This is a genomic window from Zobellia galactanivorans, from assembly GCF_000973105.1.
In the GTDB taxonomy this organism is placed as follows: domain Bacteria; phylum Bacteroidota; class Bacteroidia; order Flavobacteriales; family Flavobacteriaceae; genus Zobellia; species Zobellia galactanivorans.
Genome location: NC_015844.1, coordinates 3,311,550 through 3,330,017 on the forward strand (window position 1 = coordinate 3,311,550; position 18,468 = coordinate 3,330,017).

The following is an 18,468-nucleotide window of genomic DNA, read 5'->3' on the forward strand; positions in this document are numbered from 1 at the left end:
CTAGATACAAACGAAGCCTGTTTTAAGACTATATTTTTAGTGAATTTCTTACGTGAATGTTGGAAAATGCCTAACTTATGGTAGAATTAACTCAAATAATCAATTATGAAAAGAATGTATTTTTTATGCTATGTGCTGTTTTTTGGATGCATAGCTATTGGAAGTGCTCAAATCACAGGTACGGTTTCAGATGAAGATGGCCCACTGCCCGGTGCATCCGTAGTGGTCAAAGGAACGACGACAGGTTCCACCACCGATTTTGACGGATTGTTTACGATCAATGCGGAGGTTGGCGATAAGCTGGTTATTTCTTACATCGGTTATGAGACCAAAGAGGTAACGGCCCAGTCGGGTACAATGAAGATCCAATTATCTTCGGGAGTAGCCTTGTCGGAGGTTATTATCGTGGGGTCGCGTAACCCGAACAGAACGGCTACCGAGAGTATGGTTCCGGTAGATGTAATTAGTATGAAGGAACTGAACAGTGTTGCCCCACAGGTGAACTTAAATCAGATCTTGAATTATGTAGCACCTTCTTTTACTTCAAACACCCAGACTATTTCAGATGGTACGGATCACGTTGATCCGGCTTCATTAAGAGGTTTGGGTCCTGATCAGGTTTTGGTACTGATCAATGGTAAAAGAAGACATACCTCTTCTTTGATCAATGTAAACGGAACTTTCGGACGTGGTAGTGTGGGTACCGATTTAAATGCTATACCGGCAGCCGCCATTCAGCGTATTGAAGTTTTAAGGGATGGGGCAGCTGCCCAATATGGTTCTGATGCCATAGCGGGGGTAATCAATATCGTTTTGAACAAGAGTGTGAACGAATTGAACATGTCGGTTACCTCTGGTGCTAATTTTTCCAAGAACGCCAATGATCAAACAGGCGGTGTAGATGGGGCTACGACCAACATAGCTGCTAGTTATGGTGTTCCCTTAGGTGAGAACGGAGGTTTCTTGAACTTTTCTGGTGATTTTGACGTACGTCAAGATTATAGTAGGATGAAGGAGTGGGAAGGTGGAATTTTTAATGCGTATAACTCTATAGAAAGGCTAGCATTAGGGGAGAATTTAGATATTGCTGATCTGCAGGATGCCGATGTAGTTAGATTGTCTCAAAATTTACCTTATTTTGACCAAAATGATAGGGATATTATAAATGGATTCTCTTCATCTGAATTGCATACCCCAACAAAGAAAGATGATGATGGCAATATTATATTTTATAATCCGCTTTCTAACGATGTTACTGATTCGGAACTTACCGAAAGAAACCAGAAACGTAGTGATTATAACATGAGAGTTGGTCAGTCGGCTTTACGTGGGGGACGAATTTTTGCCAACTTTTCCTTGCCTTTAGATGATAGCGGAACTGAGGTATATTCTTTTGCCGGTATCAGTTCAAGAACGGGTAATTCAGCAGGTTTTTATCGTTTGCCCAATCAAAGCAGGACATATACACTTGCATATATGAACGGATTTTTACCAGAAATCAATTCAACTATTAAAGACAGGTCGCTATCGGTGGGTATTAAAGGAAAGATCAATGAATGGGATGTGGACTTGAGCAATACCTACGGAAAGAACTCTTTTCTGTATTCCATCGGAAATACCTTTAATGCATCCATGCAAAATGCATCACCTACCCTTTTTGATGCAGGGGGATTTTCTTTTGCGCAGAATACGGCCAATTTAGACGTAACCCGCTTTTTTGAAGATGCGTTGTCTGGATTGAATGTGGCTTTTGGAGCGGAATACCGTGTCGAAAATTACGATATAGTGGCTGGGGAACCAGCTTCTTATGGGCAATATGATGGTACGGGGAATATAAACAATCCTTATGATGATATTGTTAGGGATGCTGCTGGTGTTCCCGTGTTGGATGGAGAGGAAAAAACAATACCAAATCCAAATTCGGATGTACGTGTACCAACGGATTTCTTCGGGGAATCTAGACCTGGTGGATCACAGGTTTTTCCTGGTTTTGGACCGTCGAATGAATTGTCTAGAGGAAGAAGTAGTGTTGCCGGTTACATTGATTTAGAAGCGGATTTTTCAGAAAAATTCGTTGCTAGTTTTGCTACACGTTTTGAGAATTATAGCGATTTTGGTTCTACTATCAATTTTAAATTGGCAACACGTTATAAGGTCAATGATAATATAAACCTTAGGGCTGCAGGGAATACGGGTTTTAGGGCTCCTTCCTTACATCAGATAAACTTCAACTCTACATCTACTATTTTTGATCAGAATGGCGACCCACAAGAAGTAGGTACCTTTGCCAATGATAGTAGGGCCGCTAAACTTTTGGGTATTCCTGAATTGAAGGAAGAAACTTCAAGTAGTATAAGTGTTGGTTTTACGGCCAAGATTCCAGATGCAAACCTAACCTTGACTGTAGATGGATATTATGTGGAAATTAATGATAGGGTAGTGTATACAGGTCAATTTGAAGGCCCGGGTACAGGAACTGAATTGGATAATTTGCTAAGTCAGGCAAATGCTACAGCTGCTTCCTTCTTTGCAAATGCGATAAATACCGAATCTCGTGGATTGGATGTAGTGCTTACGCATACGGCCAACTTAAGTGATAACTGGAGATTGAAATCGGATTTGGCGGGTACCTTATCTAAAACGAATCAAATAGGTGATATTAATTCATCAAAAGTGTTAGAAGATGCGGGTCTTGTTAATACTTATTTTCCAGAAGATAGTAGAGTGTATCTGGAAGAGGCCGTACCACGTACGAAAATCAACCTTTCCAACAGCCTTACCTCCGATAAATGGATCATGTTCTTAAGAAACGTATACTTTGGGGAGGTTACCGAAGCGACTACGGTCATAGCCAACCAACAGGTTTTTGGAACCAAGGTGGTGACCGACCTTTCCATTGGGTATAAGGCTACCGATGCCTTGACCTTGACCATAGGGGCCAATAACTTATTGGATATCTACCCCGATAGGGCCGAAGATCAATACAATAACCGTAGTGATGGCCGATTCGATTGGTCGCGTAGGGCGCAACAGTTCGGTATTGGAGGACGGTTCTTGTTTGCCCGTGTAAGCTTCGCTTTGAAGTAGAGTATTGAAAAGAAGGAATAATATAGGGAAAGGCCGTTCGAAAGAACGGTCTTTCTTTTTATTTAGGGGTGTCATACATAGAAGAAGTATAATTTTTCACTTAAAATGGTGTTTATATAAATGGATTCAAATTTTAAAAAGAGGTATATGTTGCGAAAATTATACGGTTCAATGGTATTTTTGATGCTTTTTACATCGGTAAATGCCCAAAATTGCACATTGGATATAGGTGGAAAGAACAATGAGGCCATCAAAACTATTTTTCAATTGAACGAAGAGCAAATAAGCACTATGGAAGCCCTACAAGGCGAACTGGAGGTGCAGACCAAGGATATTGAAGGGCAAATAGAAAAGCTGTTGGCCGAACATCCGCAAAGCAGCGAAGAAGACCTCATTAAATTGGCGGAAAAATACAAGGTATTGCAGCAACAGCTGGTACAGGCGGCCTACGACAGTGATAAAAAACTCTTGTCGCTCTTCAATTCAAAACAGTATGAGCGTTATCTTCGACTCTGTAATGAAGCTATAAGGATACCTATCAAGGTAATTCCTAAAAATTATGAAATCCCTGAAGGGGAAGATTAAGAATCTAAGAGGCGGGGCACGTCTTTTTTTAAGACATGTTCCATGTCCCGACATATAAAAATAGTAGTAAGTTATGCCTGTACTAGGGGGTAAGTTTGTATTTTTGCGCAAATTCTATATACCCTCATGTATAAGTCTATTCTTCAGCCCTTACTTTTTTTGCTAGATGCCGAAAAAGCCCATCACCTTACCTTTTCTCTAGTCCGTTTTCTTTGTAAAATTGGTTTTTCAAGCCTGTTCGAGGCCATCTATAAAATAGAGGACCCACGTCTGGAAAAGGAAGTCTTTGGAATTCGGTTCAAAAATCCGGTAGGTCTGGCGGCGGGTTTCGATAAAGATGCCAAGCTCTACAATGAGTTGTCCAATTTTGGATTTGGTTTTGTTGAGATAGGAACCTTAACGCCCAAACCCCAAGAGGGAAATCCTAAAAAGAGATTGTTCAGGCTGAAGCCCGATCAGGCGATTGTCAACCGTATGGGGTTTAACAATATGGGGGTTGCCGATGCCGTAGGGCGATTGAAAAAGAAACACAAAGTACTCATTGGAGGCAATATTGGAAAAAATAAGCTTACACCCAATGAAAATGCGGTTTCAGATTACCTTATCTGTTTTGACGCGCTTTTTGATCACGTCGATTACTTTGTGGTCAATGTAAGTTCACCTAATACGCCTGGCCTACGCGAGCTTCAAGATAAAGCACCTTTGACCGCCCTTTTGCTGGAACTGAAATCCGAAAACACAAAACTGGCACGGCAGAAACAAGCAAAGGAAAGGCCGATTCTATTGAAGATTGCCCCAGACCTTACGGACGACCAGCTTTTGGATATTATCGCTATTGTTGGCGATACTAAAATAGATGGTGTTATTGCGACCAATACGACCATTGGGCGAGAACATCTAAAATCGGATGCTTCGCTCGTTAGTGAAACGGGTGGCTTGAGTGGAAAACCATTGACCAAAAGAAGCACCGAAGTGATTCGGTTCTTAGCGGAAAGAAGCAACAAAGCTTTCCCTATAATAGGTGTGGGCGGAATACATTCCGAAGAGGATGCACTCGAAAAATTAGAAGCTGGGGCAGACCTTGTTCAATTGTATACCGGTTTTATCTACGAAGGACCGGCCTTGATAAAACGAATCAATAAAGCCATTCTTAAAAAGCAGAGGCAATAAAATTTATTTGGACTTTAAGGTAATACTGATCTTATTTGGCCCAATAATCTACAACGAGCACATCGTCTAAGTGCGGTCCCAAAATGTCGCCAAAGGCTTTATGGTCGGGGTGGGGCAAATAAACGGCACGGTCTTCCTCGCTGTTGAAGGTAAGGAAGAAACAATGGGTAAATCCTTGGTTTAATCCTTCAGGACTGTTGTTCAGGCCCCACTCATATCCCACGATTTGTGGAATTTTAGAGGGTAGGGCAGTAAATGCCTCCTCAACTTTTTTGATGTCTTCTTTCGTGGTTTCGGGTTTGAATTTGAATAAAACTACATGACGTAGCAGACTGTCTTCTTGCATGCTGATAGATTGATCGGTTTGGTGGGCGGTCCTATTTTTGAAGGCCATAGAAAGTAAGGCGAACAAAATGAGACATAAGGTGAGTGTAAGGTAACTTTGTTTCATGATATAGTCGTTTCTCTGTAATTCAATACATACTTTATACTAAAAAAGGCAATAATGCTACATACGTATAACCTAAGGAAAGACAGGAGGGAAGCCTCTCAAAAAAACTAAACGGTCGGTAAGATATAAAAAAGAGTCGTTACTTTAGCGGCGCGTTGCCGGAATCGCCCCAAAAATCGTGTATTTATTGGTTCGGGAACGAACAGTGATACTGAATAATTTAAAAATGAATTACGAAACGCTCTATACTTTTATGTTGGCCACCATGGCCTTGTCCATTTCGCCGGGTCCTGATAATATTTATGTATTGATGCAAAGTCTGGTCAATGGTAAAAAACACGGATTGGCTACTACGGCGGGACTCATGTCGGGTTGTCTGGTGCATACGAGTTTGTTGGCCTTTGGGGTGTCAATGGTGATCAAGGAAAGTGATACCCTCTTTTTTGGAATTAAATTGTTGGGGGCCATTTACCTCTTTTATCTGGCGTACAAGGTGTTTAAAAGTAGTGGCTCGCTAAGTTTGACCGAAGGTTCGGTACCTAAAAAAGGGCTCTGGGAGCTATTTAGGCAGGGGTTTATCATGAATGTATTAAACCCCAAGGTTGCTATTTTCTTTTTGGCCTTCTTTCCCGGTTTTCTCTTTAGCGATGATATGAGTACCGTAGTTCAGTTCTATGTGCTGGGGCTGGTCTTTATGTTCGTTTCCTTTATAGTTTTCAGCTTAATAGCGGTGCTTTCGGGGAGTATTTCGTCGTATTTTACATCAAAACCCAAAATGGGAATTTATCTGAAATGGCTACAAATCATTGTCTTTATTGGTATTGCGGTCTATATTCTGGTATCGGATAAATAATGCTAATTTTGATTAGTTTTATGAGTGGTTTCTGCTGCCTCATAAGAAATGTAAGCACATGATGGAAAAGGTGAAGGTAATCGAATGTCCTAGGGATGCCATGCAAGGTATCAAGCCTTTTATTCCTACCGGCGAAAAGGTAAAGTACATTCAGGCTTTGCTGGGTTGTGGTTTCGATACCATAGATTTCGGGAGTTTTGTGTCCCCCAAGGCCATTCCACAAATGGTTGATACCGCCGAGGTATTATCGCAATTGGACTTGTCGAAGACCCAGAGTAAATTGTTGAGTATCGTGGCTAACGTTAGAGGGGCCCAAGAGGCGTCGCAGCACCCCGAGATTCAATATTTGGGGTATCCTTTTTCTATATCCGAGAATTTTCAGATGCGTAATACGCATAAAACCATAGATCAGTCGGTAGAAATACTCCAAGAAATATTAAATATTGCCGACGCTTCGGGAAAAGAAGTGGTGACGTATATATCAATGGGTTTTGGTAATCCTTATGGAGATCCGTGGGATGTGGATATAGTAGGGGAATGGACCGAAAAATTGAGTGCCATGGGGGCTAAGATACTCTCGCTTTCCGATACCGTAGGTTCGTCTACCCCAGAGGTTATCAAGTACCTGTTTTCAAATTTGATTCCCAAGTATCCCGATATTGAATTTGGTGCCCATTTGCATACTACACCGAGTCGGTGGCATGAAAAGGTAGATGCCGCCTACAAATCGGGTTGCCGTAGGTTCGATGGGGCGATTCAGGGCTTCGGAGGTTGCCCGATGGCCAAAGATGAACTTACCGGAAACATGCCTACCGAGCAGATGCTTTCGTATTTTACCGCGGAAAAGGTAGATAGCGGAGTCAATTGGATGGTTTTTGAAGCTGCATACAATAAGGCTACCGAGTTGTTTTCGCAGTATCACTAGTTCTCGTTCCCTCCACACATTCGGTTCAGGTAACTATCCAAATTAAGCTGAAATAGGGTGCCTTCGACCAAGTCGTGCACGGCGTTCAATTCTTTTAGGTTCATGGCCAAGGTAATCTGTGGTGCGGGGGTGTCTAAAAGTAGCGACCTACAGGTTTCATGTTGTTGGCAATCCTTGCAAAGGGCATTGCTGTTCATCGTACACTCAATGTTCTTTTGAAACTGTACGAGTTCTTTTTCGGTCAATAAGAGACCTGTGTCCCTAAAGACGATCTGTATCTTACTGGTGTCTTTTATCGAGTTTCTTTTCCATTGAAATGCAACGCCAAAGGGGTTGTGGTATATGGGGGTAATGTCGTCCATAGTGTAATTTTTAGATATTTTGGGGTGAACATTTTATGTTATACGCTACTTTGATCAAGCCTATCCTCTCCTTGGGGGTAGGGAGGGGTATGCGCCTTAAATTCTGAATCAAAAATAGTATTTTTATTTAGATTAATTATAAATAGAGTGAAAATACCCCAAATTTTTATCCCCTATTTTATTCCTCTAGGAGCGGCAAAGGCAATGAGGGTGTTATTATTTAGAATAAATAAAAATTATTTTGCACAGACAAGCTCCATGTGTTAGCTTTGCCACTCAATTTAAATCAAGTCTAAATAAACATATATCCTTCATAATGAAAAAAGCCCTGTTTACATTGGCCCTTAGTTCGGCAATAGTCCTTACATCGTGTAGTTCAGATGATGATGCGTCAGGAATGGACGAAACTATAACAATCGATAATCCGGTTAGTTATTCTTTTGAGCGCGATGGCGAGTCTACCGTAAGTTTCAGTGGTCAGACCACGCGTATTAAAATGGCCCATGAGCTTTTGACCAATTTTTTGGATGAAAGTAATACGGCCGAAAGTTTGAAGGCCATGTTCGCCCATGATGATGGTGCGGCCGATTTTGAGGATGCTGATTTAAATGCTTCGGATAAAAATTTACGTAGTAAGACGGCGGCTTCTGTAGATTATTTTTATGCCAATACTACGGACCAAACCCTTATCCGCGCCGATTTTGAGTCATGGATAGAAGGCCAGGTAAATGAAGTTTTTGCCAATTGGAATGTTTCCGCGGCTGCGGGAATTGCAGGTCAATTGGCCGACGGTGAAAAAATACGTTATGTAAACGCAAAAGGTCTTGAGTACAACCAATTGTTCGCCAAAGGCTTGATAGGGGCCCTGATGACCGACCAGGCGCTTAACAACTACTTGAGTCCAACGGTATTGGATGAATCTTCCAATCGTACCGATAACGATGCCGGAACGGTATTGGAGGGCAAGTCTTATACCAATATGGAACATAAATGGGATGAGGCCTATGGTTATGTATATGGCTTGAATGCCGATGCTTCTGATCCCAATGCCGATCTGGGAGCCGATAGTTTTTTGAACGAATACATAGGGAAACTTGAAGAGGATGCCGATTTCGCCGGAATAGCCGATGATATATTTCAAGCTTTTAAATTAGGGCGTGCTGCCATTGTAGCGGGAGATTATGGGGTACGTGATGCCCAAGCTGAGATTATTCGAGAGAAAATATCATTGGTACCTGCTGTTAGGGGGGTGTTTTATATGCAGCGTGCAAAAGCGACTTTAGCAGATGAGGTGCCTAATTACGCAAGTGCTTTTCACGCATTGTCCGAAGCCTATGGTTTTATCTATAGTTTGCGTTTTACGCGAAAGCCGGGTACGGACGCCCCTTATTTTTCAAAAGCCGAATCTGATGAGCTTTTGGAAGAATTGATGGATGATGGCGCCAATGGCTTGTGGGATTTAAAAGCGGAAACCATCGATGAGATTTCGGAAGATATCGCCGAACGCTTCGGATTTACCGTGGCCCAGGCCGCTGACTAATGGCGAGGGCCAATATTAAAATTTAAGTGTTTTAAAAAAAAGCAGTATCTGTTAGGTGATAACAGGCTGCTTTTTATACTTTTGCTTAATTAGAATAAATAAAAATAAGCTATGAGGAGGTTTTTTGCCCTATTTACCGTGGCCACAATGATATGGGCCTGCAGCTCGGATAATAGTGGGGGAGGTACATCGGATGACGTAGATCCGGAACCGGTCAGTTTTGAACGAGGACCCATGTTGGCGAACTGGGCCGACAATATTATTAAACCTTCCTATGAAGCTTTTTCTAATGAAATGTCGGGTTTGCAAACGGCATTTGATACTTTCAAAGCCGATGCTACCGAAACCAACCTTGTAGCCTTTAGGGAATCATGGTTATCTGCCTATAAAATGTGGCAAAGGGTTTCTATGTTCGAGATAGGTCCTGCCGAAACGGTTGGGTTTCGCCTGAATATGAATATTTATCCTACCGATGCCGAAAAAATAGAGGGTTTTATAGCTTCGGAAAGTTACGATCTTGGCCTTGCTTCCAACAGAAATGCCAAAGGCTTCCCTGCTTTAGATTATTTAATTAACGGCTTGGGCGATACCGATACGGATATCGTGGCAAAATATAATGGAGAGGAAAAAGAGAAGCTGATTGCTTATACAGAAGCCATTATTGCCGATATGTCAAGTCTCACATCTGGGGTACTTGCGGAGTGGGATTCAGGATATAGGGATACTTTTGTGGCAAACGACGGTGCGTCTTCGACCGCATCGGTAGACCGGTTTATCAACGATTATATTTTTTACTACGAGAAATATTTGAGAGCAGGTAAAATGGGAATTCCTATAGGTGCTTTTTCGGAAAGTGTACTTCCACAAAATGTTGAGGCCTATTACAAAGCCGATGTTTCTAACGAACTTTTTATAGAAGGGTTTGAGGCTGTACAGGATTTTTTCAATGGCGTACATTATGGAAAAACGACATCTGGCGAAAGCCTGGCGTCTTACTTGGATGCGTTGAACGAGGTTAAGGATGGTGAAGATTTAACAAAGCTAATCAACGAACAGTTCGACTTGGCTAAGACTAAAGTGGAAGCCTTGGCTCCTTTTCGTGAAGAACTTGAAGATAATGTGCCGCCCACAAATATGCTTTTGGCGTATGACGAGGTACAACGCATTGTTCCTTTGTTCAAAGTGGATATGGTTTCGGCCATGAGCGTAAGTATTGACTTTGTTGATGCGGATGGCGACTAGAAAATGAACCGTTTCATAAGCAAACATATTACAGCCCCTATAGAGGCCGCCCCTTTGGCGGTCTTTCGCATTTTATTTGGTGTGATGATGTTGCTTAGTATTGTAAGGTTTTGGAGCTACGGATGGATCGAAAAATTATATATACAGCCCAAACTCTTCTTCTCATATTATGGCTTTGAGTGGGTAAAACCCTTGGGAGCTTATACCTATCTCATATTTATTATCTGTGGACTCTCGGCCATCTTTGTGGCACTGGGTTATAGGTATAGAATGGCGATTATTATGTTTTTTCTCAGCTTTACCTATATAGAGTTGATGGATAAGACCACCTATCTCAACCATTACTATTTTATTAGCCTCGTTGGTTTTTTGATGATTTTTCTTCCGGCCAACGCCTATTTTTCTTTGGATGCCAAGCTAAACCCTAAAAAAGCCTTTCAGAAGATTCCGGCTTGGACGGTCAATGGTATAAAGCTCATGCTGGGCATCGTTTATTTTTACGCGGGATTGGCCAAGCTAAACTCCGATTGGCTTTTTAAGGCCATGCCCTTGAAAATTTGGTTGCCCTCTAAATTCGATACCCCGCTTTTAGGACAGTTTTTGCACGAAGAATGGGTGCAATATGCTTTTAGTTGGTTCGGGGCCAGTTATGATTTGGCCATTCCATTCCTGTTATTGTACAAAAAGACACGCCCTTTTGCTTTTTTAATGGTGGTTGTCTTTCATGTAACGACACGGGTGCTCTTCCCTATAGGCATGTTTCCATATGTCATGATAGTCTCTACATTAATATTCTTTGATTCATCTTTTCATCATAAGCTCTTGAGCTATGTTAGTGGTCTTTTCCGAATACACAAAAATCGCTTTGATAACGGTCAGGTCTTGGTTTTCGCCTCGAATGTTAAAACGAATTCCAAATTGGTTTTAATGGCCGTTTTTTTTGTGGTGCAATTGCTGATGCCCTGGCGCTACCTGGCGTATCCAGGGGAATTGTTTTGGACGGAAGAGGGGTATCGTTTCTCTTGGCGGGTGATGCTTATGGAAAAATCGGGCTATGCCCAGTTCAAAGTAGTGAGCAAAGATTCGGGGAGGTGGTTTTATGTCGATAATTCCGATTTTTTGACACCCTTTCAAGAAAAACAAATGTCTTTTCAACCTGATTTTATATTAGAATATGCACGCTATCTGAAAAGACATTTTGAAAAAGATGGACACAAAAATGTGCAAATATTCGTCGATTGCCGCGTGGCCTTGAACGGAAGGTTAAGTACTACCTACATCGACCCAAAAGTAGACCTTGCCCAAGAGCGGGAGTCGTTTGAACATAAAAGTTGGATAATACCTTTTACTGATGAAATTAAGGGAATTTAGTATCGTATTCATAGTATTCTTAACCTCGTTTTCCGGCTTTTCGCAGATTACGATTTCGGGCAACGTAACCGATGAAAAGGGGAAGCCTGTTCAAGATGCAGAGGTGTATTTAAAAGAGGTGCAACTTCTAAAAACTACCGATGCCGATGGTAATTTTGAGTTTTCCAATATTACCGGAGGTAAGTACACCGTAGTAGTCTTCGCTTTTGAATATGATGTATATGAAAAGGAATTGACCTTTGATTCCGCTTTTAATCTCAGTGTTCAACTCCAGCGTATAAAATCACAAGAACTTTCAGAAGTGGTTCTGACCGAAAGAAGGGAAAAGGTATTCGCTTTAAAGCAATTAAAAAAGGTGGAAGGCACCGCTATTTATGCCGGTAAAAAAACAGAGGTCGTCCTTATGGAGGGCCTTACCGGAAACCTTGCGGCCAACAATGCCAGACAAATCTATAGTCAGGTTGTGGGGCTAAATATTTATGATAATGGCGATGCCGGTTTGCAGCTAAATATTGGAGGTAGGGGGTTGGACCCTAATAGAACGGCTAATTTCAATACACGCCAGAACGGTTATGATATTAGTGCGGATGTGTTGGGTTACCCGGAAAGTTATTATACCCCACCTGCGGAAGCGCTTGAGGAAATTCAAGTAGTACGTGGTGCGGCTTCTTTGCAATACGGGTCTCAATTTGGGGGCTTGATCAATTTTAAGTTTAAAAAACCAAATCCGAATAAGGAGATAGAACTTATTTCCCGTCAGACCGTCGGTTCGTACAATCTGTTTACAAGCTTCAATAGTTTAAGTGGTACGGTGGGTAAATTCAGTTATTATACTTATCTCAGCTATAAAGATGGAAATGGCTTCCGCCCGAATTCAAATTTTAACAGCAAGAACTATTTCACACATTTAGCTTACGAGATTTCCAATAAAACCAAAGTAAGCTTAGAGACTACTTTCTTGCATTATTTAGCGAAGCAACCGGGTGGTTTGACCGATGCCCAATTTTATGAAGACCCAAGGTTTAGTAATCGTGATAGAAACTGGTTCGAAGTAGATTGGAGACTATATTCGTTTCGTTTGGATCACGCCTTTTCCCCAAAGACAGATTTTAGTCTCAATGTTTTCGGTTTGAATGCCTCGCGCAGGGCCTTGGGTTTTCGTACCAATAGGGTTTCCCAAGATGATATTACAACTGGACCACGGGAATTGTTAATCGATGATTTTAGCAACTGGGGTGCAGAAGCAAGGGTGTTGACAAGGTATAATTTGGCGGGTACCGAATCGGCCCTTTTATTAGGTTCTAAAGTTTATAAAACAAATAATGACCAAAGGCAAGGACCGGGCTCTGCAGCTGCGGATGCCGATTTTAATTTTGCCGATGCCAGTTTTCCAAACTACGAAAGACAGTCTCAGTTCAATTTCCCGAACTTCAATGTGGCTTTGTTTGGGGAGAACATATTCAACCTTTCAGATAAATTAGCTTTAACTCCTGGGTTTCGTTTGGAGCATATTAAAACAGAAAGTATAGGTGGTTACCAAGAGATTACCTTAGACTTGGCGGATAATCCATTGCTAAATAGGGAGATAGAGGATAACAGGGTTTTTGATAGAACCTTTGTTTTGTTGGGACTTGGAGCAACATATAAGCTGTCACCTAGTGTAGAATTGTACGGGAATTTTTCGCAAAACTACCGTTCCGTAACCTTCAGTGATATACGGGTGGTGAATCCTTCTTTTCAAGTAGATTCAAATATTTCAGATGAAGATGGCTTTACCGCAGACTTTGGTGCCAGGGGAAGATTTAAAGATGCGCTATCGTATGACATAAGTATATATGGGCTCTATTATGATAATAGGCTAGGAGAAATATTAAAAGAGGAAACCCAGGTTAACGCGGCCGGAGAAGAAGTTTCAACGGGAAGATTATTAAGGGCAAGAGGCAATATAGGTACCGCGTTTATTTATGGTTTGGAAAGTTTTGCGAACTGGAGCTTAAAGGAAACCTTCTTTCCGCAATCGGAAAAAGTGAAATTGAATTACTTTGCCAATGTGGCCATTACTAAATCGGAATACCTTTCTTCCGAACGAAACAATGTAGAAGGCAAGGAAGTGGAGTTTATTCCAAAAGTCAATCTTAAGACGGGATTAAACTTTGGTTATGATAACCTTTTGGGAAGCCTTCAGTATACTTATTTTGCCGATCAGTTTACCGATGCTACCAATGCGCCACAAGACGTAAATGATAACCAAAGAGGGATAGAAGGGGTGATTCCTGCCTATGATATTTTAGATTTCTCGCTCTCGTACACCTATAAAAAATGGAAGTTGGAAGCGGGCGTCAATAACCTTTTAGATAATTCATATTTTACCCGAAGGGCTACAGGTTACCCGGGGCCAGGTATTATTCCATCCGAACCGAGAACATTTTATACAACGCTTCAGTTCAAATTGTAGGGTGCTTGCAAAGGGTTTCAAGGGGGTATTTTGGGGTTTTTCAGGATGTGGGTACGAAAAAAGGTAAGATCATTTTCGTTTTATGGGGATATCACCTCAAAGCCTGTGGGCAATTTCCGAGTAAATAGTTTTAGTCATATTCCCCTAGGTCAATAGACTGAATAACAAATTAATTTCACTACATTTGCACGCAATTAAATCTTTAATTGCTATGCAAGCCCACCTAAACAAAATCGTTGGAGAAGGTCTCACTTATGATGACGTACTCCTAGTCCCCGCCTTTTCAGAAGTCCTCCCTAGAGAGGTAAATATTCAAAGCAAGTTTACGCGTAACATTACGATCAATGTCCCGGTTGTTTCGGCTGCCATGGATACGGTTACCGAGTCGCGTATGGCCATTGCCATTGCCCAAGAAGGGGGTATTGGGGTGCTTCATAAGAATATGACTATCGAGCAACAAGCGGTAAAGGTACGCAAGGTAAAGCGTGCTGAAAGTGGAATGATTATCGATCCGGTTACATTGCCCTTGAATTCTTTTGTGCGTGATGCCAAGGCGAATATGAAGGAGTATAGTATCGGTGGTATCCCCATAGTTGATGATGAAGGCAAACTGATCGGTATCGTTACCAATAGGGACCTTCGTTTTGAGAAAAACAACGACCGTCCGATTTCCGAGGTAATGACCTCTAAAAATTTGGTTACGGTGAGTGAGGGTACTTCATTGGAGCAGGCCGAAGACATTCTTCAAGAGAATAAAATCGAAAAATTACCGGTAGTCGATAAGGATAATAAGTTAGTGGGACTTATCACGTTTAGGGATATCACAAAACTTACCCAGAAACCTATAGCCAATAAAGATACGTATGGAAGGTTGCGCGTAGCGGCTGCCATAGGGGTAACTCCCGATGCGGTCGATCGGGCGGAGGCATTGGTAAATGCAGGTGTAGATGCCGTAGTTATTGATACGGCCCATGGCCATACCAAAGGTGTGGTGGCTGTTTTAAAGGAAGTAAAAAAGAAATTTCCGGACCTTGATGTTATCGTAGGTAATATTGCTACGGGCGAGGCCGCCAAATATTTGGTTGAAGCTGGGGCAGATGCCGTAAAAGTGGGTATCGGACCGGGTTCCATTTGTACCACCCGTGTAGTTGCAGGGGTAGGTTTTCCTCAATTTTCGGCTGTACTCGAAGTTTCCGCCGCCATCAAAGGCTCCGGTGTTCCGGTAATTGCCGATGGTGGAATCCGTTATACTGGTGATATCCCAAAAGCTATCGCCGCCGGTGCCGATACGGTTATGTTAGGGTCCCTATTGGCAGGAACTAAAGAATCTCCTGGGGAAACCATTATCTATGAAGGACGAAAATTTAAATCGTACCGAGGTATGGGCTCTGTTGAAGCCATGAAAGAAGGTAGTAAAGACCGTTACTTTCAAGATGTGGAAGATGATATTAAAAAACTGGTACCAGAAGGTATCGTAGGTCGCGTACCTTACAAAGGGGAACTTTATGAAAGTATCCATCAATTTGTAGGGGGGCTTCGTGCCGGTATGGGGTATTGCGGGGCAAAGGATATCAATGCCTTAAAAGAAAACGGTCGTTTCGTTAAGATTACCGCTAGTGGTATTAACGAAAGCCATCCTCATGATGTGACCATTACCAAAGAATCGCCTAATTATAGTAGGTAAGTTTATGCGGGGGGCGGTCGCTCCCCGCAACTTTATTCTTTTTCTTCTTTATTTCGTGACTGTACCCGGTATAAATCGTCAGAGGCTTGCATCAGCTTGCCCAACAATGTAGGTTCTAAATTCGGGTTGTCACTTAGGAATTCCTTTAAAATAATATAGGCTTCGGCAGAAGTGTGTTTGCCGATGGTGTTGCTGAGCCATCCTTTCGGAAAGAAAATATCCCCTGTTTTTTGAATCTCTTCCAATAGATCAAGGCTCGCCCTTAGATTTACAAGTCTTTCCTTTGCGCGCAAGGGGTGGTTCAGGTAGGCCAAGGCCTGCAAGACCCAAGATTCCTTCTGTCGGTTCCCCTCGTCTTTAAGGGAGTCGAAAAAACGATTCCTAACGGTTTTGTCTTTCGATAGGGAAGGGAGAAGGAAGTTGAACTCCGCCAGTTTATCGGGATTGTCGATGGCTTTTTTAGCCTGCTCTATAATGCTTTTAGAATCGGAATGGCCGAATAGGGCCAATCGCATTGCCATCTTTGTATAATCGTCTTGGTTGAGCTTTAAGTTGGGTATAAGGAGGTCTTTGTGCCAAACTTGGTACAATTGTTCTTTCGATTCTTCGGAATAGGCCACTGAGCCAAAAGTTGAAAATAGACTTTTTTTAATATTGGCCGGAAGTTCAGACTGCAACTGCGACCAAAGTTGATCGGCAAGCCGTGGTTGGTACCTTGTTCTTTCGTCTGGGCTAAGGTACTTCCAGAAGATAGTGGTCGTATAGCCGGAAAGTAAATTGACCAATAGCTCATTTTTTTCGCTAACTAGTTTTTGACCGAAAAAATCCAGTAAGGTTGTAGGGGAGAGGGCACCGTTTAAAGTGTTCTCATAAGTATTGATATACATATAGCCCCGGGCTACGTCATCTTCGATTGTGAGGTCGGTTTTTGTGTTGTGGATAGGAAAAACCCCATAGCCCATGCCATTGGAGTTGTAAATGATCGATATGGGTTTTGGCTTACCTATGGCTTCGGGAAGGTTGATACTGCTTCCGTTCATATCGACTAAAACCTTTTGTAGACTGTCTTTATAGACCAAGGTCAGTTCAAAGGTTTGGGGCCATACATGGTAGCTGTTGTCTTCGGCGGTCTGACTTATTTCAAAGGAAGATATGTTCTGGTTGGCATCATAGACAATTTGTTCGTGAAATATAGGGCGACTAGGACTGTTCACCCATACTTCGCTCCATTCTTCAATGTCTATGTCCGATTTACCGTCAAGAATATGAACAAGGTCGCTCCATTCGGCATTGCTGTTCTTGTAAGTTGTAATATATTCCTGTATCCCCTCCTGAAAAGCCTTTTTTCCTATAAGGGCCTCTAACTGTCGCATCATTATCGGGGCTTTGCTATAGATGATGCTTCCGTATAATGAACCTGCATTGTTGAGGTTGTCGAGTTTTTGGCGAATTGGGTTTGAGCCCTGGGTTCTGTCTTCGCTGTAGGCCCTAGGGTAATGGGTGGTCATAAATGAAAGGTCGTGGTTGATGTCCGGAAAGGCCGGATTCGCTATTTTATCGGCAATAAAATTGGCAAAGACTTCCTTCATCCAGACATCGTTGAACCAGTTCATGGTGACTAAATCGCCGAACCACATATGACTGGTTTCGTGCGCTATAAGTTTTAGTCGTCGCAGTTTCTGGTTTTTTGTGGAAGTCGTGTCGAGAAATAGGGCTTCTTCTTTGTATTGAATTGCTCCTACATGCTCCATTCCGCCGTATTGAAACCCGGGGATGGCGGCAAAGTCGAGTTTTTGGAAGGGAAATGGATGATGGGTATAGTCTTCTAAAAAGGATATGGATTGCTGGTGTAGACGAAAGATCGTATCGGTGCTGTAGGCGACCTTGTCATCGTCGGTTTCCCTGTATAATAGAGTCATGTCGAATTTACCCGGATTTTTGCGGGTGGTTTTGAATTTGCCGGCTACAAAAGAAAATAGGTAGGTACTCATTTGGTCCGACGGGCCAAAATAGTGCTTGCTGAATCCGTTAATTTCCTCTTTTTTGATTTCGGGCGCCCCGCAGAGCACGGCCCAATCTTTGGGTGCGGTAATTTCCATGGAGTAGGTGGCCTTGATATTCGGTTGGTCAAAACACGGGAAGAGGGTTCGCGCACGGTCGGGTACTAAGAGTGTATATAGGTAGTCTTCATTGCGGTTCAGTGAAGATTCGCCGGCCGTAAATGCTATTTCTATGGTATTTTTTCCAAGTTTGAGGTGCTTGGCAGCTATGGAGATGTGCTCTTTTTGATGGACGACTGGAGTGGTCTGCCCATTGGCTTGAATCGATTTTAAATGGTCGCTTTCTTCTTTGAAATCTAAATATAAAGGCGCGTCTAGGTTTGAAATTTGCAAGCTCAGAAGGAGTTTGGAGGTAATAGGTGCCGTCTTTTCTGCTGGAATTTGAAACTTGAGTCGGTACTCGACCTCGGAAACTTGGTCTTTTCTGTAATTTGCCAATTCCAAGGAAACACCGTTTGTCAACTCGGGCAGATGGTTTTTGGGCTCTTTGCACGAAAAGAGGAATAAGCCGGTAAGGGCTGCGATAAAGAATATTTTCATGAACTTTTGAAATTCGCGATTTGCTATGGGAAAATGAAAGTACTCAAAAGTAAAAACGAATACAAGTAGATAGGGTATCTAAGTTTTAAGGCATAAAAAACCCGATACCGTTTGAAGTGGTATCGGGTTTTATACAATCTTAT

13 protein-coding genes are annotated in these 18,468 nt (G+C 42.2%); 10 read left to right on the plus strand and 3 right to left on the minus strand.

The annotated features are described in order from the left end of the window. Window positions 1-105: 105 nt before the first annotated feature. From ZOBGAL_RS13505 to ZOBGAL_RS13515, 3 genes are all read left to right on the plus strand, one after another. A complete protein-coding gene (locus tag ZOBGAL_RS13505; RefSeq protein WP_013994191.1) occupies window positions 106-3,087 on the plus strand; it encodes a TonB-dependent receptor in 2,982 nt (993 codons plus the stop codon). Between the two features lie 147 nt (window positions 3,088-3,234). Next, the gene (locus ZOBGAL_RS13510) at window positions 3,235-3,672 is read left to right on the plus strand and encodes a hypothetical protein (RefSeq protein ID WP_123772367.1); all 438 of its coding nucleotides are present in this window, start codon (window positions 3,235-3,237) and stop codon (window positions 3,670-3,672) included. A gap of 126 nt (window positions 3,673-3,798) precedes the next feature. Then, window positions 3,799-4,842: a quinone-dependent dihydroorotate dehydrogenase gene (locus ZOBGAL_RS13515; protein WP_013994193.1), complete on the plus strand. Its 1,044-nt coding sequence runs from the start codon at window positions 3,799-3,801 to the stop codon at window positions 4,840-4,842. 31 nt (window positions 4,843-4,873) lie between these two features. Here ZOBGAL_RS13515 and ZOBGAL_RS13520 read toward each other — a convergent pair whose 3' ends face one another. Continuing rightward, window positions 4,874-5,293, minus strand: coding sequence for a Dabb family protein (locus ZOBGAL_RS13520; RefSeq protein ID WP_013994194.1), 420 nt, complete (start codon window positions 5,291-5,293; stop codon window positions 4,874-4,876). A gap of 226 nt (window positions 5,294-5,519) precedes the next feature. Between ZOBGAL_RS13520 and ZOBGAL_RS13525 the strand changes: the two genes are divergently transcribed. Both ZOBGAL_RS13525 and ZOBGAL_RS13530 read left to right on the plus strand, forming a co-directional pair. Continuing rightward, the gene (locus tag ZOBGAL_RS13525; RefSeq protein WP_013994195.1) at window positions 5,520-6,146 is read left to right on the plus strand and encodes a LysE family translocator; all 627 of its coding nucleotides are present in this window, start codon (window positions 5,520-5,522) and stop codon (window positions 6,144-6,146) included. A 58-nt stretch (window positions 6,147-6,204) separates the two neighbouring features. Beyond that, window positions 6,205-7,071, plus strand: coding sequence for a hydroxymethylglutaryl-CoA lyase (locus tag ZOBGAL_RS13530; RefSeq protein WP_013994196.1), 867 nt, complete (start codon window positions 6,205-6,207; stop codon window positions 7,069-7,071). Here ZOBGAL_RS13530 and ZOBGAL_RS13535 read toward each other — a convergent pair. Beyond that, entirely contained in the window at window positions 7,068-7,433 is a 366-nt protein-coding gene (locus tag ZOBGAL_RS13535) for a hypothetical protein (protein ID WP_013994197.1), read from the minus strand. The two genes, ZOBGAL_RS13530 and ZOBGAL_RS13535, sit on opposite strands and share 4 nt — an antisense overlap. 316 nt (window positions 7,434-7,749) lie before the next feature. Between ZOBGAL_RS13535 and ZOBGAL_RS13540 the strand changes: the two genes are divergently transcribed. From ZOBGAL_RS13540 to guaB, 5 genes are all read left to right on the plus strand, one after another. Further along, the gene (locus ZOBGAL_RS13540; RefSeq protein WP_013994198.1) at window positions 7,750-8,973 is read left to right on the plus strand and encodes a DUF4856 domain-containing protein; all 1,224 of its coding nucleotides are present in this window, start codon (window positions 7,750-7,752) and stop codon (window positions 8,971-8,973) included. Between the two features lie 111 nt (window positions 8,974-9,084). Continuing rightward, on the plus strand, window positions 9,085-10,215 hold the full coding sequence (locus ZOBGAL_RS13545) for an imelysin family protein (RefSeq protein WP_013994199.1): 1,131 nt from the start codon (window positions 9,085-9,087) through the stop codon (window positions 10,213-10,215). Window positions 10,216-10,218: 3 nt separating this feature from the next. Continuing rightward, a complete protein-coding gene (locus tag ZOBGAL_RS13550) occupies window positions 10,219-11,586 on the plus strand; it encodes an HTTM domain-containing protein (RefSeq protein WP_013994200.1) in 1,368 nt (455 codons plus the stop codon). Further along, window positions 11,567-14,041, plus strand: coding sequence for a TonB-dependent receptor domain-containing protein (locus ZOBGAL_RS13555; protein WP_013994201.1), 2,475 nt, complete (start codon window positions 11,567-11,569; stop codon window positions 14,039-14,041). Before ZOBGAL_RS13550 ends, ZOBGAL_RS13555 begins: the two co-directional genes overlap by 20 nt. Window positions 14,042-14,252: 211 nt before the next feature. Continuing rightward, window positions 14,253-15,725, plus strand: coding sequence for an IMP dehydrogenase (guaB, locus tag ZOBGAL_RS13560; RefSeq protein WP_013994203.1), 1,473 nt, complete (start codon window positions 14,253-14,255; stop codon window positions 15,723-15,725). 32 nt (window positions 15,726-15,757) lie between these two features. Here the strand turns inward: guaB and ZOBGAL_RS13565 are convergent, their stop codons facing one another. Continuing rightward, window positions 15,758-18,325: a M1 family metallopeptidase gene (locus tag ZOBGAL_RS13565; RefSeq protein WP_013994204.1), complete on the minus strand. Its 2,568-nt coding sequence runs from the start codon at window positions 18,323-18,325 to the stop codon at window positions 15,758-15,760. Window positions 18,326-18,468 lie beyond the last annotated feature (143 nt).